Genomic DNA, 22,502 nt, shown 5'->3' with positions numbered 1-22,502 from the left:
AAAACAGGTGTTTATCCGCCCGCATAGAACTTTTTACGCCGCCTCTCGAATTTCTTCGAGCGCACAATCGATCCATGCAACGCCGGCCTTGATGATCTCCCGCGCCTTGCGCTCGGACATGCCTGCCTCCCTTCCAACTCGCATGGCCGGGTGCTTCGATCCGTAGTAGGCCCACACGAAATCCCCCATCTGCTGGTTGCGCTTCGTCAGCCTGGCCACAGCGCCGTCGATGATCAGGGCCAGGTCGTCAGTGATCACATGCTGCCGGGCACCTCCTTCACTAGGCACGTTGTCACGCATGAGCGCGTAAAGCGGCGACACGTACCGGGGCACACCCATCTCACTCATCCGCCACCAGCCCCACTGCTCCAGCAGGTACTCGGTATCGCCCAGCGCCTTGTCCACGTAGGTTCGTTTCTTCATGCAGCCCTCCGGGGCGTTGGGTCGGTGTCCAGGCCGAACAGCTCGCATAGGAGTTGGTGGGCCGCTTTACTCTTGGCGCCGCCCTGGATGATCCAGGCCTTGGCATATTGCTCAAAGCCCTGCACGGCTCTCGATCCGTGCCAGTCAGCCACGATGTCCATCAGGGCGGCCGACCCCATGCGTCCATTGGGCTTGTCCAGCATCATGCGGTTGCCCTTCTTCAGGAACTCTCGCTCTACGGGGGTCAGATTCTTGCGCGGCATGACCGCGATAGCGTCACTCATGGCCAACTCCTGGGTTGAATTCTTGGTCGTGCATCCTCCCTTGGGATGGATGCTGTGAGGTGCTGCAACCCGCGCTGATAGTGGCGTCAACGGCTACAGGCCCGGTTTTCTGTCCCGGCAATGTCTCGGTGTGAATGGCGGCGAATCCCTGCCCGTCGAGGTGCTTGTGCCAGGCCTCCAGCGCCTGACGTTTCAGCCCTTCGGCCGTGGTGTGGATGTAGGTGGCGTCGAGGTCCTTCATGGCGTGGTTCAGCAGCAGTTCGCCGACCATGTAATCCACGCCAAGGTCGGTCCATGCCGTGCGCGCCACCTTGCGCAGGTCGTGGCTCGACCACTCGCCCTTGGCCAGGTCGGTGAACAAGGTGTTGGCCTTGCTCGGGCTCAGCGGAGCTCCGTGACTGCCCGGAAACAGCAGCAGGCCGGTGTAACCCTGGGCGGCCTGCAGGCGCTGGTACCGGCGCAGCAGGGCGCAGGCCTGGGTGGTTAGCGGCAGCGTGTGCTCGGCCTTCGTCTTCGTGTCACCCGCCGGAATGAACCAGCGCCCCGCTTCAAGGTTGACGTTGCGCCAGCGCGCCAGCCGGGTCTCGCCCAGCCGCGAACCGTGGCACAGCATCATCAGGGCCAGCATGCAGCCCGCTGGCTCCACCTCGAAGCGCTCGGCCACCACCATCAGCAGGCCCGGTACATCATCCCCACGCAGTCGCGCCGGTCGCGGCCTGATCCGGGTCCGCACGAAGTCGGTGAACTTCAGCGAGGCCATCGGGTTGGCGGGCAGCATGTCCAGACGCAGGGCCTGGCGGAACGCGACCGAAAGCACGCCATATACCGAACGCACGAATGACAGAGCATAACGCTCCTGTAGCGGCCACATCAGGCGCTGGTCAATCGCCTGCTTGTTGGTCTCGGCCAGCAGCAGGTCACCCAGGCGCGGCACCAGGTGGCGATCCAACGCCGACTTGGCACTGGCCTTGCGCTTGGCGGACAGGCCTCGATCACGGTTCATCCGGTCGCGGTACCATGCCAGCACGTCGCCCACCGTGGCCCAGCTGGTGGTGGTGGACTTGGCGTCGGCATCGGCGGCACGGCGGGCCAGGATCGCTGGCAGCGTGGCCAGCATGGTCTTGGTGTTGATTCCCGGGTAATCACCCGCCTTGCCCCAGCGCCCGCGCACCACGACGTGCCAGGCGCCACGGGAGCGGTCAACCGTCGAGAACCGGAACCGCAGCTCCCGGTGACGGGTATCGCGCAGCTGGAAGACCTGGCCGGCAGCGTGCCGGCGTATCTCCGCGTCACTGAGGGTGACGGTGAGGGTCTTGGTGTCGCTCATGCGTCCCTCCTCGGCCACAGGTTCAGGCCTTTCTGATCGCCAGCGTCGTAGCAGGCGCGGGCGTTCGCGTGGCGGTTGTTCCAGCTCTCGACAGCGATCCGCATCACATCCACCACCTGCAGGTCATACAGGTGGTCGAACGTGCCCAGGGTCAGCGTGTCTATACTCGGCCCCTGAGCGCCGCAGTCGTGGCACCAGACGTGCGCCGAAACCATCGGGAACTCGTCAGAGTGGTCGAAGGTGTGACCCTCGGAGATTTCGGTACCGGCTTCATCCTTGGCGGTGATGCAGGGCGGCCCTTCGCAGAATGGGCAGGGCGCCATCTTGATTGGCTTAGTCACAGGCCAGCCCCCTTGTAGCGCTGGGCGTAGCTGCCACGCCCAGCCTCGACCTCATCATCACTGGGCAGCGATCCGGCGTAGGTGGCGAACCGGCCATACTGCCCTTCCTGCTGGACGATGCAGCTGCCAACCCGCGCGTGGCGACACTTGGTCATCAGGATCTCGGTGAGGCCGTTCTGGCCCTCCTCCGTATCCATGTCCCGGTGCACCATCAGGATGCAGCTGGCGTCGGCCTCGATCTCACCGGAGTCGCGCAGGTCGCTGGATTGTGGCTTCTTGCCGGGGCGCTTGGTCGAGTCACGGTTCAGCTGGGCCAACTCAATGACCGGGATAGCCATTTCCTTGGCCAGCTGCAGCAGGGCCTTGCTGATCTTTCCCACCTCCTCGGAACGAGATCGGCCACCACGCTCGCTGCGCACTAGGGTCAAGTAGTCGACCACGATGCCGGACAGTCCGTGCTCGCGCTGGCACTGCCGAGCCGTGGCGCGAATGGTGGACGGCGTCTGCACCGGGTCGTCACAGACGAATAGCGGGGCTTCCAGGGCCATTCCTACGGCACCGCTCATCCTGGCCCAGTCGTCTTCGCGCATCTGGGCTGGGTTGTCCAGCTTGTGCAGAGCCACCCCTCCCAGCGAGGCGATAGCGCGCAGCCCTAGCTCTTCACCAGGCATTTCGATGGAGAACACCAGCCACGGCTTCCGCTCCTTGACGGCGTTGTGCTGGGCGATCTGCAGGGCCAAGGTGGTCTTGCCACTGCCCGGCAGGCCGGCGATTACGGTCACCTTCTTCGGGCGAAGCCCCTGGGCCAGCTCATCCAACTTTTCGAGCCCCGTGGATGGCCACTTCGGCGCCACGCCTCGGTGCTTCTCGTCCACCAGGTCGGCGGCGTCTCCCATCCATTGGTCCAAGCGCTTGTAACCCTTTGCCTCCCCATCAAGGTTGCGCAGGTCTGCCATGGCCTGCTGAGCTGCAGCAATTACTTCGCCTGTAGGTGCGCCGGCCTGCACCATTTCCTGCGCGCCGCCCGCCACGTCCAAAATGCGGCGGATCACGCCCCACTCCTTGACGTGCTTGGCGTAGGCCTTCCAGTTGGCCAGCGAAGGCACCTTGCTGGCCAACTCAGCGGCATAGGCCATGACGTTGTCGCCACCTGGGAGCAGGCGCTGCACCGCGCCCAAGGTCACCGGATCGATGGGCATGGCTTGCTCGCGGCACTCGAGCATGGCTTCGAACAGTGCCGCATTGTCGGCATGATAGAAGTCGGCCGAGGTCATCTGGCCGAGCATGTCCTCGACCAGGCCTACGTCCTGCTGCAGCGAAGCGTGGATGACTGCGCCAAGCACGCCGTGCTCGGCCTCGTCGCTGTAGAGCGCTCTCATGCCACCGCCCTCATCGAGGACCAAGTGAAGCCAACCTGCTGCCCGCCGTTCTGCCGCAAGCGGTCAAGGGCGCGGTCACCGATGTAGGACTTGAGGCCATCGGCGCTCAAGTTGCTGATCATCACGGTCGGCAACACCGCCTGGTACCGACGGTCAATGATGCTGTGCAGCAGCCCCAGTTCATACTCGCTGCCCTTCTGTGCGCCGACCTCATCGATCACCAGCAGATCCAAGCCGCCAAGATGGACTGCCACGTCACGATCGGTGTAACCCGATCCGGGCGCCATCGAGGCGCGGGCAATGCTCACAATGTCACCGGCCGGAATGATCAGCGCACGGCATTGATCGGCCACCACAGTGCGGACAATCGCACTGGCCAAGTGGGTCTTTCCGCAACCGACATTGCCGGTCAGCAGCAGGGAGCGGCCAGCCCGGAAGTTGGCCGGGAACTGCTCGGCATAGGCCTGGCACTTGGCCAGAGCCCTGTGCTGCGGCTCCGTCTCGGCGTGGTAGCTGTCGAAGGTGGCGCCAGCAAAGCGCGGGGTGATCCCGGCAGCGATCAGCGCCTCGCTGGCTTTCTCGACCTTGTGCTGGGCATTGGCCAGGGCGCGTTCTGCCGAGTCGCGGGGGCTGGTATGCAGGGCCTCCCAAGCGCAGCGCTTGCAGCCACGCGCCAGCATCGAGCCGTCCAGCTGCTCGACCTCACTCATATCGACGCGGCCATGCACCGGGCACTCGCCGGAGAAGATGCGCTTGGCCGGGGTACGGTGGAACAGATCAGAAATTCGGGCGGCCATCGTGGCTCTCCTGGTACATGTCATCGGTGTGCTGAGGGAGGTTGTTGAATGCGCCAGGCCGGCCTGGCCGTGCGCCAGCGTTTGCCGTCGCCTCTGGGTAAACATCGGTCCAGCAGCTGACGGTGGACTTGTCGAGGATCACATCAGCGTTCTGGTGCCCTTCCAGCTTCTTGGCAATCAGGTCACAAGCGCGCTTGGTCAGCGGTGCACGCTTTGCCTTGCGCATCTCGCAGAAATCGGCCCAAGCGCGATCAGAGCAGTTCTCCGGCTTGGCCATCAGAGGGTCAAAGGATTCCTTTGCCTTCCGCTTCCCTTTGCCATCACCAGAGGCGCCTGCGCCTTCTTTACGGTTATGGGTGGTTAATTGGTGGTTAATTGATGGTTCGGGTGCATGCTGTGCACCCCGTTCTGTCGTGGCGTGCACCCCGTTATGTTCTGGCGTGCACCCCGGTACGTCTTGGCGTGCACCGGGTGCATGCTGTGCACCCCGCTCCATGGCGATGTCGTAGCACACCGGAATGCGATCTCGCTGGGTGATGTAGGCAGCGGGAATTGCTTGGTTGCCCCGGCGGATCGCTCCCTTCCGCTCCAGGTCTCGAAGTCGATACTGGACAGTGCGAGGGCTCAGGCCGGTATCGACTGCAAGGCGAGCGACCGATGGGAACGCGGCGCGCCCATCCTGATCGGCATAGTTGGCCAGGCACAGCAGGACGTGCCGGGCATGCGGTTCGCCAACCTCCTGCTGTTCTAGGGCCCAGGTCATTGCTTGAACGCTCATCGGTTCAAATCTCCAACTCAGCGGTCACCCGCCGGACAAACTGGTCGTAGCTCTCGGCCATCTGGAACCCCTGAAGCTCCAGCGCCTCGCGATAAGCCTTCGCGCTTCCGTACAGCACCCAACGCTCGCGCTCTGGTAGGTCCCGGAAAGCGGCGTAGCTTGGCCAAGGGCCGGTGATGATCGACGCGCCAGCGCGCTGCGGGAGCACCTGGGCATGGTTTGGGGTCGTGGTCATTGGAGGGTCTCCGATGAGGGACCGGTGATTGTCGGAAGAGAAGCACTCACATCCTGCGCAGCACTGCCAGCAAGCCGGGAAATCAGTTGGCTGTATGCGTTCAAGGCGTCAACCGAGTGGGCTCTCGCCAGGTCCAGCTCAACCAGCTGAGGGCAATTTCCGTTGATGAGCTCACCGACACGCCTGATGTAGTTGAATCCAGCCTGCGCCAGCTCCAGGTCCGCCAGGCCGGCAAAAGCAGACGCGGCCAACGGCTTGAGCTCAGGCGGGCGGATAGGGATTGGTAGCGAACTGATCACCTCTCCCGCCAACAGCGCCTGGCGCTGCTTCTCCAGGTGATCAGCAGAAACAGTCTGCACGGCATAGCCAGTTCGCCTACGGAAGAGCACCGCCAGCGCCATGCATGCCTCAATGAGGCTGACGTGCGTTTCGTCGCGCTCATGGATCTTGGCGCCCTCCTCCACCACCTCGATGGCGTTGGCGACGGTCTCGAAGCACGTCATCAGCAGGGCAGCATCGGCGAACTTCTCGAAGAAGGCTTCGTCGATCACCTCAGCTGCGGGGGCTGCGGGGAAATTGATAACGCTGCTCATGCAGCACCTCCCACATCCTTTGCATCATGGAAGGCAGCCGCGTTTCGGTGAGGCCACATAAAGTTTCGCGTGTCGAAAACGACGCGCTCGAACAGGCGCTCAAGTTCGCCGGCTACAGGATTGTCGAATCCGCCGAGCGAGGGCACGACATGCGCCCAGTACAAGGCTTTGATCAACTTGAATGATTCGCGCGCTTCGTTGAAACGCGCGATATCCGCTGCGGTGAGGGTCACGTCGTGGACGATCTCACCATGCAAGCCATCTGGCTGCCACACCGGGACAATCTGGTTCATTGGGGGATCTCCAAGTCCGTAGCCATCCGACAAAACTCACGGTGAGCCGCCCAGGCGATTACTCGCATGGAACGGATGATGCCGTCCTCGCCGCGTTCGCCGATCATTGCTGGGTGTTCGCCTGGGCCGCTGTCCTTGAAGCCGCCGATGTGCTCAAGCACCTCGGCGAGGATCGCCAGCAGCTCAAGCCCCTCCTCTACGCGCTTGGCGGGGGAAGAAAACTTGGTCATGGGATGGCTCATTCCGACACCCCCGCGCCACGAACCGGAGATACAAGGTTTTGTGGCGCGAAGTCTTCGGCCTGCTCGACAGATCCAACCCCGGAGTCGATTAGCGCTCTCGCTTGGCCAACCAATGCGCGGATCGCAAAAGCCAAGTTACAGCTTGCATTGACCTGGACGAGCTGGCCGAGCAGGTCTTCTGCTGCGCTCAGATTGGCACTTGCAAAGTTGAACGCCTCAGAGCAGCTGATCCCAGGCACCGTCGAGAAGAAGAACTCATCGCCGTTCTGGTTGAATTTTGTCGCCATGGTCACGAGCAAGCCCGCTTGCGTTGGCGGTGCCTCGGTGGTATTTTTCGGGTGCATCTCGTCCTCCTACAGAACGAAGATTCAAAAAGTCCCTGCCAGGGGACTGGTTAAGAAGCCCGGCCTGCGAAGCCGGGTTTTCTGCTTTATGGGCTAAGCCAAATGCAGAAACTGGTGGGGCCGCTCGGTTAAGGCGGCTTTCCGGTGTCTGTGCTAGTCATTGAAATTTCCCCCTGCCCTCCAAGCTCTCACAGAAAAAGTCGGAATCAAGGCCTGGCGACTGATCTGGCTTGAAATCAATTTTGCCCTGCCTTTCCGCGCTATGATTTTCTCGCCCATGACAGCTTTCCCTGAGGTATCGATATGGCATGGGGGCATTCATTGGGAGGCCTGCACGGCACTGGATGAATTAACAGCAGATTCGTTGGTCTGCGCTTGATGGCTTTTGGCTGGTACCTTTTGATCCAAGGTCGGGAGCGATTCCGCCAGCGAGGGACGAATGCTTGAAGCGGCGAAACGCCCATGAGTTTTGGCCTGAATGATCAAAGCCATATCAGCAGAACAGCCATGGACGCCGCGCACCCAGCCGCTGACTGTGCCTTGCGTCACGCCGAGCGCTTTCGCTGTTGCCACCTGGCCGCCAAAAAACTTGACCAAGTCATTGAAGATTTCATTCATGGGCTTAACGCCGAATAGAGGTATGCCTTTACTGTATTTTAGAGGCATACCTTTTTGCAAGGAAAAAGGCTAACCATTAGATTGGTGCGTTATGGAACTCAAAGATCGACTCAAACACGCCCGACGCCTGAAAGGGCTTACCCAGACCGAGCTGGCCGAAAGGGCTGGCATCGCGCAAGCCTCGATCTCGGAAATCGAGAGAGGGCTCTCCCGATCCAGTAGCCACCTGGTGAAGATCGCCCAGATCTGCGGGGTTGATGCGCTATGGTTGGCGGAGGGAGTGGGTAGCATCCCCGCCCCAACCGAGCCTGGCTCCGCTCTCGTCGGTGAGGAGATACAGAAGCTCTCGGCTGCTGACATGGTCAGGCAGATGCTGGCAAAAACGGGCTCGGGCCTGTCGGAAGAGGCGCGCAATCGTCTACTCCAAGCTGCCGAAGAGACCGATTCACACCCTGACGACGGCTCTGCAAAGGTGGGCGCTACTCGTGGCTCCGCTGGCGATATGATCCGAATTGCACACTATGACGTGCGAGGAGCAATGGGTGGAGGCCAAGTAACGCACGACTACCCGGAGATGCTTAGAGACGTTCGCGTCAGCTTGAGCCACCTACGGGAACTGGGGCTTGACTTCAAAGAGCCACATCACCTGAAGCTCGTCACTGGCTGGGGTCAATCAATGGCTCCAACCATCAAGGATCGCGATCCATTGATTGTCGACGTGACTGTTCGCGACTTCATCGGCGATGGAGTGTATTTCATCTCTTGGGGTGGGCATGAGTACATCAAGCGCCTCCAGGTCGCGGACGATGAGCATTACGAGATGATCTCCGACAACCCTAAACACAAGGATCGGATGATCCGTAAAGAGGAAACCTACATCCAGGCAAAAGTCCTATACGTCTGGAATGGCAACCTTCTGTAGCGCGCCGAGCAAGGGCGCAGCGCGCAATTTCCGCCCTTAAAACGGGGCGGCGACCTCCTCTTCGGCTTCTGCCCCCTCCATCGCCAAGGTGGAGGTCTGCTCTTCATCGGCCTCCCACTGAAGCGTCACGCTTCCATCATCGCTGAAGGTCATTTCTATTCCTGGGGTTTCAGCAATCATGCTCATGACCTCCTCCCAATTCTGATCGCTATCAGTATCAAGCTGGTGAATTGTCACCCACCTCTGGGTCTGAGCTATTGGATGGTTGATCATCGAAGAAACCCTCAAGACCAAGCGTTCCATGCCTGTCATCTCCGTGCGCTGCTCTGCCACTTGTTTTTTTTGCTTGGCCACAACCTTCTCCTGATTACTGTATATCCATACAGAAAAAGGGTACTCAACCGGTACTATCGGAGGGAAGTGCTGCGAAAAAATAAAGGCATACCTGTTGACAGCGGAATAAAGGGAAACCATTATTTGCCTCATCAACTTACTCGCACGGAGCGAAGCACATGAACGCACTGACTTTCGGTAACTGGACTGGCAGCCTTGGGCTGGGACTGGCGGAGCGTGAGCTCCAGTGCGTAATGGCTGTGGCATGCGGACTGACCAGCAAAGAAGCCGCTCGTGAGCTAGGTGTAGCCAAGGACACCATCGACAAGCGCTTGCTTGCAGCCAGCACCAAGCTCGGTGTGATCAAGCGCGCACAACTCGTGGCAGAAGCAATGCGAAGGGGCCTGATATCTCCGATGGTGATGACTATCTGCGCGGTGTTGGTTGGACATTCCGTATCCAGTACTGACGAATTCACCCGCGTGCGCCGTCAAGGCGAACGAAAAATTGAAACCCGCATAACAACCCGGCGCGCAGAGTGCGCCTTGGCGGTGGCATAACGCAGCCCGCCTGACCTGATCCAACCCTGAATTTTGCGAAAGCCAACAAACGCGGCAGGCCCCCGGCTTGCCCAAAAAATGGAGTTTGAACATGCTCATCTTGACCCGCCGCGTAGGCGAATCCATCCGTATCAACGACGACATCACCGTCACCGTCCTGGGCGTACAGGGGATGCAGGTTCGACTGGGTGTCGAAGCGCCCGAGGAGGTCGCCGTTCACCGCCAGGAGATCTACGAACGCATCCAGGCCGGCCAGGCGCAGGAGGTGCCCCATGGCGTTTGATTACGACAGCCGCACCGCCGACAAATTTGTCGTCCGCCTGCCTGATGGTATGCGCGATCGGGTAGCAGCGGCAGCAGACGCGGACGATCGCAGCATGAATTCGCTGATCGTCACCGCGATTCGTAACGAACTGGAAGGCCGCGCACGCGCCAATGCACTCCTCGATGCGCTCGCCCAGGCAGCAGAAGTCAAGGGGGTTCAACATGCAGGCGCCTGACCGTATCACCTTGGTCTTGAAAGCGCCCGAGGGTGGAAGCCTTGAGCAGGTCCTACCGTTCGCCCTCCTCGGCGCCCACGTATCTATCGGCCGCGGCCTGGCGGTGATCGCCGGAGCCAGCGGTGGCGACCTGCAGGCCGAGCTTGAGCAATCTCTGATAGGTGCGAGCTCGCAAGGGTCTGCGTACGTGTATGCGCCTTGGAGTGACGCGCAGGTGCTGGACTTCCTATCGGTAGCACTGCGGAACGTCGTGGTCGAGGGAGACCTGCAATACAGCGACATCAACGAAGCGATGCGCTACATGGCGGAGAAGGGCCAGCCGGCATTCTGCAAGGAGTTCAGCATCGACGAGCACGTCAAACTGGTGGCCGATGCACGCCGGTACCGCTTGCTGCGTGACCGCGAGCGCATCGAAGACCCCGATGAAGACCTGCTGGTGGTGCGTGGCGATAACTGGCTATCCGGCGAAGAGCTGGATCATGAGATTGACACCGCACTGCGCGTGCAGGCCATGCAGCAGCAGGTGGTGCAGGAGCGGCAGCCATGACCCAGGCCGGCCTGCTTCTGCTGCTGTGGGATGCCCTGCAGCAGCGTGACACCACCTTTGGACAGGTTCTAGACCTGTCCGCCGCCTGCGGCCTGGACGGGCGCCGAGTGCTGGCCGACCACTTCCGGGGGTGCTCATGAGCCATCGCGATGTCAGCCAGGCAGCAATGGAGATCATCGAATCGATGGGGCTCAAGCGGGGTCGCGGCCGGGTCAACTCGGTCGTATCGAGATCTGCCGCCAAGGTACCGGCTACGCACACCATCACCGAGGGTATCAAGACATCAGTCGTAGCTGTGCCCGCATCCGGGCCAATCAACCGGCTCATGTACTTGGAGGCGCGGAGCTGGGCCGTTGACCTAGTCGCCTCGCTGCGAGGTTCACCGGTCGAAGTGGTAGTCGAGCGGTTGACCGGCCCGATTGTAGGCCGACCAGGCAGCTATGTGGCGGGCGTACAGTCAGTGATCACGGAACTGAAGTCAGCTGCCGCGACAGGTCAGCGTGACAGCCAAAACCTGACGCGTCAGGTCGGGAGTAAGGTATGAGTGAAGAAACCGAGGTGTTGACGGTAGAAGGCCTGGCCAAGCTGCTGGGCCGCACCGAGGCTTCTATCAGGGAGGGGATTCGCCGCGGCGTGCCGTGGCTGCCCAAGAGCTTTAAGATGGGCAACCGGCACTGCTGGCTGAAAGAGGACGTGCGCAGATTTCTTCGCGAGTTTCGGGATGGAGAGCACAAAAAGCCGAAGGCGGGACGCAAGCGAAAAGCCCCTCCTTCCCTCCGCATCGCCTGATCACGCCTTCAGGGTCATCATCGCTTCAACGACCACGTGCACCTCAGTAGACGGATTGGTGTTGCCGGTAGCCTGCGCGACTTTATGAACCTTTTTCGAGTTATCAAGAGCCGTTGTCAGCTTATCTTTATACCTAGCCCAAACCCCGGGCTTGCCTTTCGTGTAAGCCTTATCCAGCTTGCGCAATGCGCTTTCAACGACTTCACCAATAGATTTGGTGGAGGTGGCACGGAAGGAGGTTTGATGCAGGAGATGATGCAACATAAGCCAAAACTCGAAACACGGCGATGAGACAATGGCTATAAATGGGTTTCCTCGCGTTTCTATCAACTTTAACGCACGATCTAAATTAGCGTGGGTATCAGTGTCCATTACGCAATAAACCCTGTCGTAAGCTCCGGCTTCATCATCAAATATTTTTTCGGCGTATTTGACAACAGAGACAGGATCAGAACCACATTCTTTACCGCAAATCCGGATATTTGCAGTCTTCAAACGCTGATCCTGTCTAAGCTCTGTGAAATAGTGGGGCTCCGTCTTAGACCCCTCACAAACAATCAACAACCTCATTCCCGGGGGCTTTTTGCCTAGCTTTCGCTCGTAAGACTTCGCTTTACGCTTATGGTGAAGATTATCAGTTCCCAATTGATAGGTCCTTTACAAATGGAATTCCACCATAACGACCACCAAGATATCCCTTCTCCAAGGCTTCGTCATCACGTACAGAGTAATCAGATAAAGGAGTCAAAATGCTGGCTTGCTGATCACTTTTTTCAATCATCCATACCTGATCACGGCGCAAGATTCCTTTGTGGCCGAGAATGGAAGTGTCATGAGTAGTGAACACCATCTGAACAGGTCTGCCGGCATTGTGAAGGATGCGAATTAGCTGATGAACTACAAGGGGATGCAGGCTGCTATCCAACTCATCGACAAAAAGTACGCGGGACCTACTTACCACATCGATCCAAGGCCCTGAGAAGTTGAACAACGCTTTTGTACCCGCAGAGATTTCATCGTCAGCGAACTCAATCAACTCTCCATCATCAACAGACTTCAAGTAGAATTTTGCCTCAGCGAATTCTTTTCCGGACATATTTTTGATGACCTCCTCTTTGAGCCCTGGCGGCATATCGGAGGGGACCAATGAAGGATCAAATTTGATTTTATCAATCTTAATGTCTGCAATAAACAAGTCTGCAGCAGAAAGAAATTCTAAAATCGCTGATTTCCTTTCTTCGAAGTGCTTCATGGTATAACTGGCAGAAAGAACACTCGGGTCAAGCGTAGCGATACGACTTTTAAACCAGTTAAAAGGCGACTGCAATTGCTCGCAATTAAGCTGCACAGCCGTGGATAGGAAAAGAGCATTTTGTCTAGTGCTATTCTTCCAGTCGGTACGACGTCTTCCTCCGAGAAAATTCTTTCCCCAAACGTAATGATAAGAGTCTACATCATCATTGTAGTAACGAGTGTACATACGCTGAGCCCTACCTTTGGGGTAGGCATAAAGCCATTCAGCTGTCACACGTTCTGAGTTAGCACAAAACCCAAACTCATAGCGCACGCCCTCCTCAAAGAATGCGACATCAAATTGGGAATCTCCATTTCGAGTTTCAGCAGATAGCTTGAATGGTACCACCGCTACTCGATCGCCAGATTGGCTTTCATTGGAAGAGGTGCAAACAAAGTTATCAACAAATTCCATAGCCTCAACGAGCGTCGATTTGCCCGAAGCGTTAGGCCCGTAGATAACAGCACTTTTCAGCAACCGAGGAAAGCTCTCCTCAGACTCAACTTCAAATGTATTTTCATCTACTAATTCCTTGTAGTAGTTGGAAGCAACCATGCTAAGCGTTTGACGCTCACGGATGGACTTGAAGTTGGTGACGCTGAACTCGATGAGCATTTTGCTCCTGACCCTCTCAAACTGGCTATTTTTGCAGACTTTCCGCAAAAACTAAGCTTAGCGGGGGTTTTTACGCTATGGAGTCATTTTTTTCAAGGGGAGCAGGATGAGTAACCTGTAGAGAATTTAGACCGCTGTCTAGCCGAGCTTTTCTGCGAGGTCTTGCGGGCTGAGGTGCGTGTAGCGCTTCAGCATCGCCAGGGTCTTGTGCCCAGTGATACTCGCGACTTCCATCATGGTGAAGCCACGCTCGAAAAAACGACTGGTCGCCTCATGGCGAAGGTCGTGAAGGCGTAGGCCTTCAATCCCTGCGGCGACACAGGCCCGCGGGAAGTAGTTGCTGATCGTGTTGAGCGCCAGGCTAAAGTACCGGCCGCCACCGATCGGCGTGGGCAGCCCCTCCAACAAGGCGATTGCCCGGGAGGACAACGGCACAGCGCGCCGCTCGCCGTTCTTGGTGTCTTCCAGATAGGCCACCTTGCCGCGCACTTGGTCGCGGCGCAGCATCAACAGCTCAGACCGACGCATCGCCGTCTCCACCGCCAGCTCAATGAACACCGGAAGTTGGGCATTCATCTGCCCGGCTGCCTTGTACAGCGCGGTCAGCTCTGCAGGCGTCGGGCGCCGATCTCTCTCCTTGCTGCCCTTCGGCATACGGATCGCCCGGCAAGGGTTGGTCAACCCTTCAATTCCCCATTCCTTGGTGGCCACCGTGTAGAGATGGCTGATCACCGCCAGGTTGAGGCGGACCGTCGCCGTTGCCTTGCCCTCTTTGATCTCAGCATCGCGGTACGCGGCCATGTCGCTCGAGCGGATCGCTGCGAGGCCCTTGCTGGCCAGCTTGTGATCTTTCCACTTCTTGATGCGGACCTGTTCCTGCTTGGCGCCCTTCTTGGTGGAAGTTACCTCTGACAGGTAGCGGTCCAGGGCCTCGGCCAGCGTGGTGCTCTCGGCCTCGCGCATGTCGACGAATCGAGCACGCGACATATCGCCTTCGATCTCGGCGGCCCATCGCTGGGCTTCTGCCTTTGTGTCAAAGGTGGCGGAAAGTGTTGGATATCCTTTGCGGCGGATCTGGGCGCGCCAGGCGTCCCCGCGCTTCTCGTAGTAGGCCATGGGGGAAATGATAGCGAACGCATGGGGGAATTACACGCTCCCCCATTCCCCCAAAATTCCCCCAAACGAAAAAAGCCCCGAGGGCTATACAGCGCTCGGGGCCTTTAATATGGCGGAGAGATAGGGATTTGAACCCTAGGTACTGTTGCCAGTACAACGGATTTCGAATCCGTCCCGTTCGACCACTCCGGCATCTCTCCAATGCCGCGCATCATACCAGCGTTCTTTTAAAACGCAAACCTTTTTTAAAAAAAATCGCGTGGTATCAGGCGCTTGCGTGAACGTACCGCTTACAGCGGCACGCCCAGGCGCTTGGCAACTTCTTCGTAGGCTTCGATCACGTCGCCCAGGCCCTGGCGGAAGCGGTCCTTGTCCATTTTCTTGCGGGTCTCTTTGTCCCACAGGCGGCAGCCGTCCGGGCTGAACTCGTCGCCCAACACGATCTGGCCGTGGAATACGCCGAACTCCAGCTTGAAGTCGACCAGCAGCAGGCCGGCGTCATCGAACAGCTTGCTCAGCACTTCGTTGACCTTCAGCGACAGCTTTTTCATTTCGGCCAGCTGCTCGGCGGTGCCCCAGCCGAACGCGACAACGTGGGATTCGTTGATGAAGGGGTCGCCCTTCTCGTCGTTCTTCAGGAACAGCTCGAAGGTGGACGGCTCCAGCTTGATGCCCTCCTCCACGCCCAGGCGCTTGACCAGGCTGCCGGCGGCGTAGTTGCGCACCACGCACTCGACCGGGATCATGTCCAGCTTCTTCACCAGGCACTCGTTGTCGCCCAGCAGCTTGTCGAACTGGGTTGGCACGCCGGCTTCTTCCAGTTTCTGCATGATGAAGGCGTTGAACTTGTTGTTCACCATGCCTTTGCGGTCGAGCTGTTCGATACGCTTGCCGTCGAACGCCGAAGTGTCGTTACGGAACAGCAGGATCAAGCGGTCGGCGTCGTCGGTCTTGTAAACCGATTTGGCCTTGCCGCGGTAGAGTTCGTCGCGTTTTTCCATGATTGGGCTCCGCTTGCTTGAGGTGTTGGGCTAGGCGATTTCGCGCCAGTCGAGCCCGTGTTCCTGATTCGCCACCTGGAGCCAGTCCGGGTCGCACCCAAGGGTGTCGACGAAGCACTGGCGAGCCAAGTGTGGCAGGTTGTTCTTGCTGCTGAGGTGGGCCAGCACCAGGTGTTGCAGGTTGCTCCAGCCCAACTCGTGCACCAGGCGCGCGGCCTGGTGATTGTTCAAATGCCCTTGCATGCCACCCACCCGCTGCTTCAGGAAGGCCGGGTAGTGACCGCGTGCCAGCAGGTCGCGGCAGTGGTTGGCCTCGATCAGCAGTGCATCCAGGCCCTGGTAACGCTCCAGCAGCAGCGCGTCGTACGAGCCCAGGTCGGTCAGCATGCCGAAGCGCCGCTGGCCGTCGCTGACCACGTACTGCAGCGGCTCGTAGGCGTCGTGCTCGACCCGCGCCGCGGTCACTTCCAGGCTGCCGATACGCAGGCTTTCGCCACAAGCGAGAAAACCGGCCACCTCCACCGGCTTGCGCATGCCGCGCAAGGTCCCCTGGCTGAGGTAGACCGGTACATTGTAGCGCCGTGACAGCAAGCCGACTCCATGCACGTGGTCCGCATGTTCGTGGGTGACCAGTACCGCACTGAGCTGGGCCGCCGACACGCCGAGCAGCGCCAGGCGCCGCTCGGTCTCGCGCAGGGAAAACCCGCAATCGACCAGGATGAACGTGTCACCACTGGCGATCAGCGTGCCGTTTCCCTGGCTGCCGCTTCCGAGTACCGCGAAGCGCACTTAGCCCAGGTGGTCCTGAATGGCGCTCAGCACGCGGCGGGCGACATCGGCCGGGGCCACGGTGTTGATGTTCTTCTCGACCGTGACCTGCACGCTCTCACCCACCTTGCTCAGGCGAACCTGGTAGCGCTCGGCACGGGCTTCACGCTCTTCCTTGGTAGGCTCGCTGCCGAACATGCGGCCGAAGAAGCCAGGCTGGTTCTGCTTGTCTTCAGGCTTTTCAGACAGGTTGATGTAGTACAGGCCCAGGCTGCGGTTGATGTCCTCGACACGCCACTCGCCACCCTGCTCCAGGGCACGGCCCACGCTGGACCAGGCGCGGTCCAGGTCGGCGCCCAGGTACAGCACCGGGTTGCCGCTGCCGTCTTCGCTCAGGCTGACGCGGCTTGGCGCGTCGAAATCGCGCGCGGCCAGCAGCGATACCGAACCGCCCTTCTCGGCGCTGCGGTTCATGCTGGCAAGCATTTCGTCGACCAGCAGGGCATCGGCACCGGTGTTGCTGGAGGTGGACGGGAAATCGGGCTCGGCTGTGCTGCCGGCCGGGCGCTCGACGCTGACCACATACACCTCGGAGGTGTTGCGCTGCACGCCAGGCTCCATGCGTACACGCACGCGCACTTCGCTGTCAGCGCTGCTGGCAGTGCTGGCCAGGCGCTGGCCGAGCGAAGCCGACAGTTCGTCGAAACGCTGCCAGGTGGTGTTGAATTCACCGGTCTGCGGGCGCTCTTCGGCGATGCGGAAACCGTTGTCCTCGAAGAACTGGCGAGCCACCGGCCATACCTCGGCCGGCGAATGCTGGGCCAGCACCCAACGGCTGCTGCCGCTGCGCTGCAGGCTGTAGTCGGTAACCTGGGCGGCGCCACCGGTCATCGGTTGCGGGCGCGGCACCTCGAACTCGCCGGTGGCGCTGTCGTCGGCGACGTTGCGCGGGATCGGCAGCAGCGGGTCAAGGCGCTTGACGTTGCTGGCGTCCGGCGGCAGCTGCATCGGCGCAGTCGGGCGCGCCTGCAGGTAATCGCTGCCGCGGTCGCGGAAATAGCCATCCTCGCCCCACAGCCAGCCACACCCACTGGTGCTGGAGATGATCAGGGCAAGGGCGGAAAGACCAGCCAGTCGCTTCATGCGGTGTACTTCCTCTTAAACCAGTACGCCGGACTGGCGCAAGGCAGTACGGACTTTTTCGTGGCAGCCTTCGCTCAGCCAGGTCAGCGGCAGGCGAATGCCTTTGTGCATCAGGCCCATTTCGACGAGAGCCCATTTCACCGGGATCGGGTTGGACTCGCAGAACAGGTCTTTGTGCAGCGGCATGAGTTTTTCGTTGATTGCGCGGGCCTTCTCGGCATTGCCCTCAAGGGCGGCCTCGCACAGGTCGGCCATTTCGCGCGGGGCGACGTTGGCGGTGACGGAAATGTTGCCCTTGCCGCCCATCAGGATCAGCTCGACGGCGGTCGGGTCGTCGCCGGACATGACGATGAAGTCTTTGTCGACGCCATCGAGGATGGCCTTGGCGCGTACCAGGTCGCCGGTGGCTTCCTTGATACCGATGATGTTCTTGACCTTCGACAGGCGGATCACGGTATCGGCCTGCATGTCGCAGGAGGTACGGCCGGGTACGTTGTAGAGGATCTGCGGGATGTCGACGGCTTCCGCGATGTGCTTGAAGTGCTGGTACAGGCCTTCTTGCGTCGGCTTGTTGTAGTACGGCACTACCAGCAGGCAGGCGTCGGCGCCGGCGCTCTTGGCGTTCTGGGTCAGGTGCACGGCTTCGGCAGTGGAGTTGGCACCGGTACCGGCGATGACCGGGATGCGGCGGGTGCTGCGCTTGACGCGCTCGACCACGTGCTTGATGACCAGGATGTGTTCTTCGACATCCAGCGTGGCGGACTCACCGGTGGTGCCGACAGCGACGATCGCATGGGTGCCGTTTTCCAGGTGGAAGTCTACAAGTTTGTCGAGGCTTTCCCAGTCGAGACGCCCTTGTGCATCCATGGGAGTGACCAATGCCACCATACTGCCCGCAATCATGTAACTGCTCCTGCCGGAAAAAGAGAGCGGTAATGGTACTGGGGGCATCGGCCTTGCACAAGCGAAGCAGGCGGGCGGAGCATTCCCCTCGGCGCCTTATTTCGCTACCCTTGATGCTTTGATCGGTGCAGCGCGGCCCGCCGGGCCGTCGACCTTGCTCCCCGCCAGCGTCCACGACCTCGCATGCGAGCCCCGGGCCCTGCCGACAGGAGGCTTTCGCCCGTCCTGTGCCGACCGCTCATCGCTTTAGGAATGCTGCATGTCCACCCCCACCGTCCGCGAACAATTCCTTGTCATCAGTGCCCTGGGCCCCAACCCCATGGAGCTGGCCAACGTCCTCAGCCGCGCTGCCTTCGAAAACCGCTGCGCGGTGGTCACCTCGCGCCTGAGCCGCCACGGCGAGACCAGCGCCCTGGTACTGCAGGTAGGCGGCAGCTGGGACGCCCTGGCGCGCCTCGAAGCCATGCTACCGGGCCTGGGCAAGAAGCACGGCCTGACCCTGGACGTGGTGCGCAGCGCCGACCAGGAAGTGCGCCCGCAGGCCCTGCCCTACGTGGCCTACGTCAGCGCCGCCTACCGGCCGGACATCATCAACGAGCTGTGCCAGTTCTTCCTCGACCACCGCGTCGAGCTGGAAGCCATGACCTGCGATACCTACCTGGCACCGCAGACCGGCAGCAGCATGCTCAATGCCCAGTTCACCGTGATTCTGCCGGCCGGCACCCAGATCAGCTGGCTGCGTGACCAGTTCCTGGACTTTGCCGATGCCCTGAACCTCGATGCGCTGATCGAGCCATGGCGTCCACAGAACCCAATGTAAGGAAACCGACCATGGCCGTAGCACTCGACCAACCCATTGCCGACTTCCAGGCCCAGGCCACCAGCGGGCAAACCGTCAGCCTGGCCGAGCTCAAGGGCCAGCAAGTGGTGGTGTACTTCTACCCGAAGGACAGCACGCCAGGCTGCACCACCGAAGGCCAGGGTTTCCGTGACCAGCACGATGCCTTTGCCGCAGCCAACACCGTGGTGTTCGGCGTGTCGCGCGATGGCATCAAGTCGCACGAGAACTTCAAGGCCAAGCAAGGCTTCCCGTTCGAGCTGATCAGCGACAAGGACGAGGCCCTGTGCCAGCTGTTCGATGTGATCAAGCTGAAGAAGCTGTATGGCAAGGAATACATGGGCGTTGACCGCAGCACCTTCCTGATCGACAAGGACGGTGTGCTGCGCCAGGAATGGCGCGGGGTGAAGGTGCCCGGGCATGTAGATGCAGTACTGGCTGCTGCCCAGGCCCTGAACAAGGCTTGAGATCGTTGGGGGCGCTTTGCGCCCCTTTCGCGACACAAGGCCGCTCCCACAAGGTCCCGCGTACACCGATCAATGTGGGAGCGGGCGCGCCCGCGAATGGGCCGCAAAGCGGCCCCTATTGCACTCAGAGCATCGGCGAAACGCTAGGCTCCTGCCGCGGCCAGGCATCCAGCACAGCCTTGATCAGCGTCGCCAGCGGGATGGCAAAGAAGATCCCCCAGAACCCCCACAACCCGCCAAACAGCAACACCGCGCAGATGATCGCCACCGGGTGCAGGCTCACCGCCTCGGAGAACAGCAGCGGCACCAGCACGTTGCCATCCAGCGCCTGGATGATCGCGTACACCGTCATCAGGTAGATGAACTGGTCACCCCAGCCCCACTGGAACAATGCGATCAACGTCACCGGCACGGTCACCACCACCGCGCCCACGTAAGGCACCACCACCGACAGCCCCACCAGCAATGCCAGCAACGCGGCGTAGTTGAGCCCCAGGCTGATGAAGGCGATGTAGGTAGCGATGCCGCAGATCAGGATCTCGATGCCCTTGCCGCGGATGTAGTTGGCGATCTGCCGGTTCATCTCGCTGCCCACCCGGTTCAGCAGGCTGCGTTGGCGTGGCAGGTAGCCGCTGACCCAACGGCCGATCAGTTCGCGGTCCTTGAGAAAGAAAAACACCAGGATCGGCACCAGCACCAGGTAGATCATGGCGTTGACCAGCAGCGGCAGGCTCGATAGCGAGAAGGTCAGCGCCCACTGGCCGAACTTGCCGATTTCCCCGCGCACCGACTCGATGGCATGCAGCACCTGCTCGTCCGACACCAGGTGCGGGTAGCGCTCGGGCAACAGCAACAGTAGCGACTGCCACTTGCCGAGCATGCCCGGCAGTTCGTTGAACAGGGTGATCAACTGGTGCCACAGCAGCGGCACCAGCACCAGCATGAACACCGCCAGCGCGCCCATGAACAGGGCGAACACCAGCATCACCGCCAACCGGGTGGGTACCCGCAAGCGCTCCAGGGCATTGACCAGCCCCTGCATCAGAAACGCTAGCACCATGCCCGCCAGCACCGGCGCAAGCATGCCACCCAGGGTGAGTACCGCACTAAAAGCCAGGAACAACAGGACCGCCAGCACCACCGCTTCCTCATCGGAGAAGTAGCGCTGCATCCAGTCGCGAAGCACTTTGAACATTGACGATCCTTGGAAAGACTCAGGCCTTGCGCAGCCAGTAAGTGTAGGTACCGGCCTCGGCCGTTTCCCGCAGCAGGGTATGACCGGCCAACTGGGCGAAAGTGCGGAAGTCGCGCTGGGAGCCGGCGTCGGTGGCGATTACCTTGAGCACCGCGCCGCTGGCCAGGCGGTTGAGCTCCATCTTGGCCTTCAGCAGCGGCAAAGGGCAATTCAGCCCGCTGGCGTCCAGTTCGGCGTCACAGGTCAGGGTTTCACTCATTGCGGGGCTCTCCAAAGGCATTGCCAGGCTGTATCTGGATTTGGCCGGCTAGGATAGCGCCACTGGTCGCCAACGTGTGAGCCCGCTACAGTAGGTATCTTTGACCGACGCGAGCTTCATGCATGAATCTACTGCGCCCTACCCTGCTGACGCTGGCCTGCCTGTTGGCCCTTCCCGGCCATGCTGACGACCTGCCATCACTGGGTGATGCCAGTTCCGCGATCGTCTCGCCGCAACAGGAGCACCAGCTCGGCCGTGCCTGGCTGAGCCTGCTGCGCGGCCAGGTCAACCAGCTCAACGACCCGCAGCTGAAGGACTACGTCGAAACCAGCGTGTACCGCCTGGCAGAAACCAGCCAGCTGCAGGACCGCCGCCTGGAATTCATCCTCATCGATAGCCGCGAGCTCAATGCCTTTGCCGCCCCCGGCGGCATCGTCGGGGTCAACGGCGGGCTGTTCCTCAACGCCCAGACCGAAGGCGAGTACGCCTCGGTACTGGCCCACGAACTGGCGCACTTGTCGCAACGCCACTTCGCCCGCGGCGTAGAGGCCCAGCAGCGCATGCAACTGCCGATGATGGCAGCGCTGCTGGCCGGTATCGTGCTGGCGGCCGGTGGCGGCGGTGATGCCGGTATCGGTGTGATCGCCGGCACCCAGGCAGCGGCGATCCAGGAACAGCGGCGCTTCTCGCGGCAGAACGAACAGGAAGCCGACCGCATCGGCATCCAGAACCTGGAAAAGGCCGGCTACGACCCGCGCAACATGCCGACCATGTTCGAGCGCCTGGCCCGGCAGTACCGCTACGACGCCAAGCCGCCGGAGTTCCTGCTGACCCACCCGGTAACCGAATCGCGTATCGCCGACACCCGCAACCGCGCCGAGCAGGCCCCCAAGGGCGGCGTCGAGGACAGCATGCGCTACCAGCTGATCCGTGCCCGGGTGGCGCTGACCTACGAAGGCACCCCGGGGCTGGCGGCCAAACGCTTCCGCGCCCAGCTGGACGAAGACCCCAAGCTGGACGCCGCGCGTTACGGCCTGGCCCTGGCGCAGATCAAGGGCGGCCAGCTGAACGAGGCGCGTGAACTGCTCAAGCCGCTGCTGGCCAAGGCGCCCAACGACATTACCTACAACCTGGCGCAGATCGACCTGGACATCACCAACAACCGCCTGGCCGACGCGCAGCAGCGCGCCGAACGCATGCAGGGGTTGTACCCGGGCAACTACCCGCTGAAGCAGGTGCGTGCCGATCTGCTGGTGAAGCTGAACAAGCCCGCCGAGGCGGAAAAGGTGCTGAACGAACTGGTGAAGAGCCGGCCGGATGACCCGGACGTGTGGTACGACATGGCCGAAGTGCGGGGCCTTTCGGGCAATACCATTGGCTTGCACCGGGCGCGGGCCGAGTACTTCACCCTGGTGGGCGATTTCGACCAGGCCATCCAGCAGCTGGATTACGCCAAGCGCCGGTCGGGTGGGAACTTCCCGCTGGCAGCACAGATTGACCAGCGCCAGCGCGAGATCATGGAGCAGCAGCGCATGGTTCAGGAAATGATGGGGCGTTGAGGGCCATTCGCGGGCACGCCCGCTCCCACTGTACCTGTG

The 22,502-nt window shown here is 60.7% G+C and carries 34 protein-coding genes and 1 tRNA gene; 11 read left to right on the top strand and 24 right to left on the bottom strand.

What is annotated here, in order from left to right:
* Nucleotides 1-33 precede the first annotated feature (33 nt).
* The 13 genes from B2790_RS08915 to B2790_RS08855 form a co-directional block, all read right to left on the bottom strand.
* The gene (locus tag B2790_RS08915; protein WP_161551353.1) at nt 34-423 is read right to left on the bottom strand and encodes an antiterminator Q family protein; all 390 of its coding nucleotides are present in this window, start codon (nt 421-423) and stop codon (nt 34-36) included.
* Nucleotides 420-707, bottom strand: a complete 288-nt coding sequence (locus B2790_RS08910) for a hypothetical protein (RefSeq protein WP_009685280.1) — start codon at nt 705-707, stop codon at nt 420-422. Before B2790_RS08910 ends, B2790_RS08915 begins: the two co-directional genes overlap by 4 nt.
* On the bottom strand, nt 700-2,034 hold the full coding sequence (locus B2790_RS08905) for a tyrosine-type recombinase/integrase (RefSeq protein ID WP_286918652.1): 1,335 nt from the start codon (nt 2,032-2,034) through the stop codon (nt 700-702). The genes B2790_RS08910 and B2790_RS08905 overlap by 8 nt, the downstream gene beginning before the upstream one ends.
* Nucleotides 2,031-2,375, bottom strand: a complete 345-nt coding sequence (locus B2790_RS08900) for a Lar family restriction alleviation protein (RefSeq protein WP_280093910.1) — start codon at nt 2,373-2,375, stop codon at nt 2,031-2,033. The genes B2790_RS08905 and B2790_RS08900 overlap by 4 nt, the downstream gene beginning before the upstream one ends.
* On the bottom strand, nt 2,372-3,754 hold the full coding sequence (locus B2790_RS08895; RefSeq protein ID WP_286918651.1) for a replicative DNA helicase: 1,383 nt from the start codon (nt 3,752-3,754) through the stop codon (nt 2,372-2,374). Before B2790_RS08895 ends, B2790_RS08900 begins: the two co-directional genes overlap by 4 nt.
* Nucleotides 3,751-4,551, bottom strand: coding sequence for an ATP-binding protein (locus B2790_RS08890; protein WP_286918650.1), 801 nt, complete (start codon nt 4,549-4,551; stop codon nt 3,751-3,753). Before B2790_RS08890 ends, B2790_RS08895 begins: the two co-directional genes overlap by 4 nt.
* Entirely contained in the window at nt 4,532-5,329 is a 798-nt protein-coding gene (locus tag B2790_RS08885) for a helix-turn-helix domain-containing protein (RefSeq protein WP_286918649.1), read from the bottom strand. The genes B2790_RS08890 and B2790_RS08885 overlap by 20 nt, the downstream gene beginning before the upstream one ends.
* A gap of 4 nt (nt 5,330-5,333) precedes the next feature.
* Nucleotides 5,334-5,564 (bottom strand): hypothetical protein, encoded by a 231-nt coding sequence (locus B2790_RS08880; protein ID WP_103469968.1) that lies wholly within the window; start codon nt 5,562-5,564, stop codon nt 5,334-5,336.
* Nucleotides 5,561-6,157, bottom strand: coding sequence for a hypothetical protein (locus B2790_RS08875; protein WP_103469969.1), 597 nt, complete (start codon nt 6,155-6,157; stop codon nt 5,561-5,563). Before B2790_RS08875 ends, B2790_RS08880 begins: the two co-directional genes overlap by 4 nt.
* Nucleotides 6,154-6,450, bottom strand: a complete 297-nt coding sequence (locus B2790_RS08870) for a hypothetical protein (protein WP_019438276.1) — start codon at nt 6,448-6,450, stop codon at nt 6,154-6,156. Before B2790_RS08870 ends, B2790_RS08875 begins: the two co-directional genes overlap by 4 nt.
* A complete protein-coding gene (locus B2790_RS08865; protein ID WP_286918648.1) occupies nt 6,447-6,680 on the bottom strand; it encodes a hypothetical protein in 234 nt (77 codons plus the stop codon). The genes B2790_RS08870 and B2790_RS08865 overlap by 4 nt, the downstream gene beginning before the upstream one ends.
* A gap of 8 nt (nt 6,681-6,688) precedes the next feature.
* Nucleotides 6,689-7,036 (bottom strand): hypothetical protein, encoded by a 348-nt coding sequence (locus tag B2790_RS08860; RefSeq protein ID WP_019438274.1) that lies wholly within the window; start codon nt 7,034-7,036, stop codon nt 6,689-6,691.
* A 318-nt stretch (nt 7,037-7,354) separates the two neighbouring features.
* Complete coding sequence (locus tag B2790_RS08855) at nt 7,355-7,654, bottom strand: Cro/CI family transcriptional regulator (protein WP_019438273.1); 300 nt, start codon at nt 7,652-7,654, stop codon at nt 7,355-7,357.
* A gap of 91 nt (nt 7,655-7,745) precedes the next feature.
* On the opposite strand from B2790_RS08855, the gene B2790_RS08850 reads away from it, so the two are divergent.
* Entirely contained in the window at nt 7,746-8,576 is an 831-nt protein-coding gene (locus tag B2790_RS08850) for an XRE family transcriptional regulator (protein ID WP_286918647.1), read from the top strand.
* 36 nt (nt 8,577-8,612) lie between these two features.
* Here B2790_RS08850 and B2790_RS08845 read toward each other — a convergent pair whose 3' ends face one another.
* The gene (locus B2790_RS08845; protein WP_019438271.1) at nt 8,613-8,930 is read right to left on the bottom strand and encodes a DUF1654 domain-containing protein; all 318 of its coding nucleotides are present in this window, start codon (nt 8,928-8,930) and stop codon (nt 8,613-8,615) included.
* A gap of 158 nt (nt 8,931-9,088) precedes the next feature.
* Here B2790_RS08845 and B2790_RS08840 point away from each other — a divergent pair, with 158 nt between their 5' ends.
* From B2790_RS08840 to B2790_RS08810, 7 genes are all read left to right on the top strand, one after another.
* On the top strand, nt 9,089-9,469 hold the full coding sequence (locus B2790_RS08840; RefSeq protein WP_019438270.1) for a LuxR C-terminal-related transcriptional regulator: 381 nt from the start codon (nt 9,089-9,091) through the stop codon (nt 9,467-9,469).
* Between the two features lie 91 nt (nt 9,470-9,560).
* Entirely contained in the window at nt 9,561-9,752 is a 192-nt protein-coding gene (gene csrA / locus B2790_RS08835; RefSeq protein WP_086976773.1) for a carbon storage regulator CsrA, read from the top strand.
* A complete protein-coding gene (locus B2790_RS08830) occupies nt 9,742-9,969 on the top strand; it encodes a YlcI/YnfO family protein (protein ID WP_286918646.1) in 228 nt (75 codons plus the stop codon). The genes csrA and B2790_RS08830 overlap by 11 nt, the downstream gene beginning before the upstream one ends.
* Complete coding sequence (locus B2790_RS08825; protein ID WP_286918645.1) at nt 9,956-10,516, top strand: hypothetical protein; 561 nt, start codon at nt 9,956-9,958, stop codon at nt 10,514-10,516. The genes B2790_RS08830 and B2790_RS08825 overlap by 14 nt, the downstream gene beginning before the upstream one ends.
* Nucleotides 10,513-10,656, top strand: coding sequence for a hypothetical protein (locus B2790_RS08820; protein ID WP_176393867.1), 144 nt, complete (start codon nt 10,513-10,515; stop codon nt 10,654-10,656). Before B2790_RS08825 ends, B2790_RS08820 begins: the two co-directional genes overlap by 4 nt.
* The gene (locus tag B2790_RS08815; protein WP_286918644.1) at nt 10,653-11,060 is read left to right on the top strand and encodes a hypothetical protein; all 408 of its coding nucleotides are present in this window, start codon (nt 10,653-10,655) and stop codon (nt 11,058-11,060) included. Before B2790_RS08820 ends, B2790_RS08815 begins: the two co-directional genes overlap by 4 nt.
* Nucleotides 11,057-11,305 (top strand): helix-turn-helix transcriptional regulator, encoded by a 249-nt coding sequence (locus B2790_RS08810; protein ID WP_286918643.1) that lies wholly within the window; start codon nt 11,057-11,059, stop codon nt 11,303-11,305. Before B2790_RS08815 ends, B2790_RS08810 begins: the two co-directional genes overlap by 4 nt.
* On the opposite strand, the gene B2790_RS08805 is transcribed toward B2790_RS08810, so the two are convergent.
* The 8 genes from B2790_RS08805 to dapA all read right to left on the bottom strand — a co-directional run bounded on the left by B2790_RS08805 (nt 11,306) and on the right by dapA (nt 18,145).
* Nucleotides 11,306-11,875: an RloB family protein gene (locus B2790_RS08805; RefSeq protein WP_286918642.1), complete on the bottom strand. Its 570-nt coding sequence runs from the start codon at nt 11,873-11,875 to the stop codon at nt 11,306-11,308.
* A 64-nt stretch (nt 11,876-11,939) separates the two neighbouring features.
* A complete protein-coding gene (locus B2790_RS08800; protein ID WP_286918641.1) occupies nt 11,940-13,214 on the bottom strand; it encodes an AAA family ATPase in 1,275 nt (424 codons plus the stop codon).
* A gap of 138 nt (nt 13,215-13,352) precedes the next feature.
* Entirely contained in the window at nt 13,353-14,330 is a 978-nt protein-coding gene (locus B2790_RS08795) for an integrase (protein ID WP_286918640.1), read from the bottom strand.
* Nucleotides 14,331-14,440: 110 nt separating this feature from the next.
* Nucleotides 14,441-14,530, bottom strand: a tRNA-Ser gene (locus B2790_RS08790).
* 90 nt (nt 14,531-14,620) lie between these two features.
* Nucleotides 14,621-15,331, bottom strand: coding sequence for a phosphoribosylaminoimidazolesuccinocarboxamide synthase (purC, locus tag B2790_RS08785; RefSeq protein WP_004375217.1), 711 nt, complete (start codon nt 15,329-15,331; stop codon nt 14,621-14,623).
* 30 nt (nt 15,332-15,361) lie between these two features.
* The gene (locus tag B2790_RS08780) at nt 15,362-16,120 is read right to left on the bottom strand and encodes an MBL fold metallo-hydrolase (RefSeq protein WP_012273748.1); all 759 of its coding nucleotides are present in this window, start codon (nt 16,118-16,120) and stop codon (nt 15,362-15,364) included.
* The gene (gene bamC, locus B2790_RS08775) at nt 16,121-17,242 is read right to left on the bottom strand and encodes an outer membrane protein assembly factor BamC (RefSeq protein WP_004375223.1); all 1,122 of its coding nucleotides are present in this window, start codon (nt 17,240-17,242) and stop codon (nt 16,121-16,123) included. It lies immediately after the preceding gene.
* A gap of 15 nt (nt 17,243-17,257) precedes the next feature.
* Nucleotides 17,258-18,145 (bottom strand): 4-hydroxy-tetrahydrodipicolinate synthase, encoded by an 888-nt coding sequence (gene dapA, locus B2790_RS08770; protein WP_025340253.1) that lies wholly within the window; start codon nt 18,143-18,145, stop codon nt 17,258-17,260.
* Nucleotides 18,146-18,404: 259 nt separating this feature from the next.
* Here dapA and B2790_RS08765 point away from each other — a divergent pair, with 259 nt between their 5' ends.
* Both B2790_RS08765 and B2790_RS08760 read left to right on the top strand, forming a co-directional pair.
* The gene (locus tag B2790_RS08765) at nt 18,405-18,965 is read left to right on the top strand and encodes a glycine cleavage system protein R (protein WP_013973793.1); all 561 of its coding nucleotides are present in this window, start codon (nt 18,405-18,407) and stop codon (nt 18,963-18,965) included.
* A gap of 11 nt (nt 18,966-18,976) precedes the next feature.
* Complete coding sequence (locus B2790_RS08760) at nt 18,977-19,450, top strand: peroxiredoxin (protein WP_286918638.1); 474 nt, start codon at nt 18,977-18,979, stop codon at nt 19,448-19,450.
* 124 nt (nt 19,451-19,574) lie between these two features.
* On the opposite strand, the gene B2790_RS08755 is transcribed toward B2790_RS08760, so the two are convergent.
* Nucleotides 19,575-20,645, bottom strand: coding sequence for an AI-2E family transporter (locus B2790_RS08755; protein ID WP_075046054.1), 1,071 nt, complete (start codon nt 20,643-20,645; stop codon nt 19,575-19,577).
* A gap of 19 nt (nt 20,646-20,664) precedes the next feature.
* Nucleotides 20,665-20,904 (bottom strand): sulfurtransferase TusA family protein, encoded by a 240-nt coding sequence (locus B2790_RS08750; protein ID WP_004375233.1) that lies wholly within the window; start codon nt 20,902-20,904, stop codon nt 20,665-20,667.
* A gap of 122 nt (nt 20,905-21,026) precedes the next feature.
* Here B2790_RS08750 and B2790_RS08745 point away from each other — a divergent pair, with 122 nt between their 5' ends.
* Nucleotides 21,027-22,463 carry a M48 family metalloprotease gene (locus B2790_RS08745; protein WP_025340255.1) on the top strand — a complete coding sequence of 479 codons (1,437 nt, stop codon included), beginning with the start codon at nt 21,027-21,029 and terminating at the stop codon, nt 22,461-22,463.
* The last annotated feature ends 39 nt before the right edge of the window (nt 22,464-22,502 follow it).

Source organism: Pseudomonas sp. UBA6753 (genome assembly GCF_002453565.1).
Classification (GTDB): Bacteria; Pseudomonadota; Gammaproteobacteria; order Pseudomonadales; family Pseudomonadaceae; genus Aquipseudomonas; species Aquipseudomonas putida_Z.
This window is presented reverse-complemented; position numbering and strand designations above follow the sequence as displayed.

Coding starts and splice junctions, on each gene's coding strand:
- B2790_RS08885 (WP_286918649.1), bottom strand. CDS start 5,329: ATGAGCGTTCAAGCAATGACCTGGGCCCTAGAACAGCAGGAGGTTGGC.
- B2790_RS08830 (WP_286918646.1), top strand. CDS start 9,742: ATGGCGTTTGATTACGACAGCCGCACCGCCGACAAATTTGTCGTCCGC.
- B2790_RS08840 (WP_019438270.1), top strand. CDS start 9,089: ATGAACGCACTGACTTTCGGTAACTGGACTGGCAGCCTTGGGCTGGGA.
- bamC (WP_004375223.1), bottom strand. CDS start 17,242: ATGAAGCGACTGGCTGGTCTTTCCGCCCTTGCCCTGATCATCTCCAGC.
- B2790_RS08850 (WP_286918647.1), top strand. CDS start 7,746: ATGGAACTCAAAGATCGACTCAAACACGCCCGACGCCTGAAAGGGCTT.
- B2790_RS08750 (WP_004375233.1), bottom strand. CDS start 20,904: ATGAGTGAAACCCTGACCTGTGACGCCGAACTGGACGCCAGCGGGCTG.
- B2790_RS08880 (WP_103469968.1), bottom strand. CDS start 5,564: ATGACCACGACCCCAAACCATGCCCAGGTGCTCCCGCAGCGCGCTGGC.
- B2790_RS08860 (WP_019438274.1), bottom strand. CDS start 7,036: ATGCACCCGAAAAATACCACCGAGGCACCGCCAACGCAAGCGGGCTTG.
- B2790_RS08795 (WP_286918640.1), bottom strand. CDS start 14,330: ATGGCCTACTACGAGAAGCGCGGGGACGCCTGGCGCGCCCAGATCCGC.
- B2790_RS08870 (WP_019438276.1), bottom strand. CDS start 6,450: ATGAACCAGATTGTCCCGGTGTGGCAGCCAGATGGCTTGCATGGTGAG.
- csrA (WP_086976773.1), top strand. CDS start 9,561: ATGCTCATCTTGACCCGCCGCGTAGGCGAATCCATCCGTATCAACGAC.
- B2790_RS08800 (WP_286918641.1), bottom strand. CDS start 13,214: ATGCTCATCGAGTTCAGCGTCACCAACTTCAAGTCCATCCGTGAGCGT.
- B2790_RS08765 (WP_013973793.1), top strand. CDS start 18,405: ATGTCCACCCCCACCGTCCGCGAACAATTCCTTGTCATCAGTGCCCTG.
- B2790_RS08905 (WP_286918652.1), bottom strand. CDS start 2,034: ATGAGCGACACCAAGACCCTCACCGTCACCCTCAGTGACGCGGAGATA.
- B2790_RS08745 (WP_025340255.1), top strand. CDS start 21,027: ATGAATCTACTGCGCCCTACCCTGCTGACGCTGGCCTGCCTGTTGGCC.
- B2790_RS08895 (WP_286918651.1), bottom strand. CDS start 3,754: ATGAGAGCGCTCTACAGCGACGAGGCCGAGCACGGCGTGCTTGGCGCA.
- B2790_RS08760 (WP_286918638.1), top strand. CDS start 18,977: ATGGCCGTAGCACTCGACCAACCCATTGCCGACTTCCAGGCCCAGGCC.
- purC (WP_004375217.1), bottom strand. CDS start 15,331: ATGGAAAAACGCGACGAACTCTACCGCGGCAAGGCCAAATCGGTTTAC.
- B2790_RS08820 (WP_176393867.1), top strand. CDS start 10,513: ATGACCCAGGCCGGCCTGCTTCTGCTGCTGTGGGATGCCCTGCAGCAG.
- B2790_RS08805 (WP_286918642.1), bottom strand. CDS start 11,875: ATGAGGTTGTTGATTGTTTGTGAGGGGTCTAAGACGGAGCCCCACTAT.
- B2790_RS08910 (WP_009685280.1), bottom strand. CDS start 707: ATGAGTGACGCTATCGCGGTCATGCCGCGCAAGAATCTGACCCCCGTA.
- B2790_RS08915 (WP_161551353.1), bottom strand. CDS start 423: ATGAAGAAACGAACCTACGTGGACAAGGCGCTGGGCGATACCGAGTAC.
- B2790_RS08875 (WP_103469969.1), bottom strand. CDS start 6,157: ATGAGCAGCGTTATCAATTTCCCCGCAGCCCCCGCAGCTGAGGTGATC.
- B2790_RS08855 (WP_019438273.1), bottom strand. CDS start 7,654: ATGAATGAAATCTTCAATGACTTGGTCAAGTTTTTTGGCGGCCAGGTG.
- B2790_RS08825 (WP_286918645.1), top strand. CDS start 9,956: ATGCAGGCGCCTGACCGTATCACCTTGGTCTTGAAAGCGCCCGAGGGT.
- B2790_RS08810 (WP_286918643.1), top strand. CDS start 11,057: ATGAGTGAAGAAACCGAGGTGTTGACGGTAGAAGGCCTGGCCAAGCTG.
- B2790_RS08815 (WP_286918644.1), top strand. CDS start 10,653: ATGAGCCATCGCGATGTCAGCCAGGCAGCAATGGAGATCATCGAATCG.
- B2790_RS08890 (WP_286918650.1), bottom strand. CDS start 4,551: ATGGCCGCCCGAATTTCTGATCTGTTCCACCGTACCCCGGCCAAGCGC.
- B2790_RS08865 (WP_286918648.1), bottom strand. CDS start 6,680: ATGACCAAGTTTTCTTCCCCCGCCAAGCGCGTAGAGGAGGGGCTTGAG.
- dapA (WP_025340253.1), bottom strand. CDS start 18,145: ATGATTGCGGGCAGTATGGTGGCATTGGTCACTCCCATGGATGCACAA.
- B2790_RS08755 (WP_075046054.1), bottom strand. CDS start 20,645: ATGTTCAAAGTGCTTCGCGACTGGATGCAGCGCTACTTCTCCGATGAG.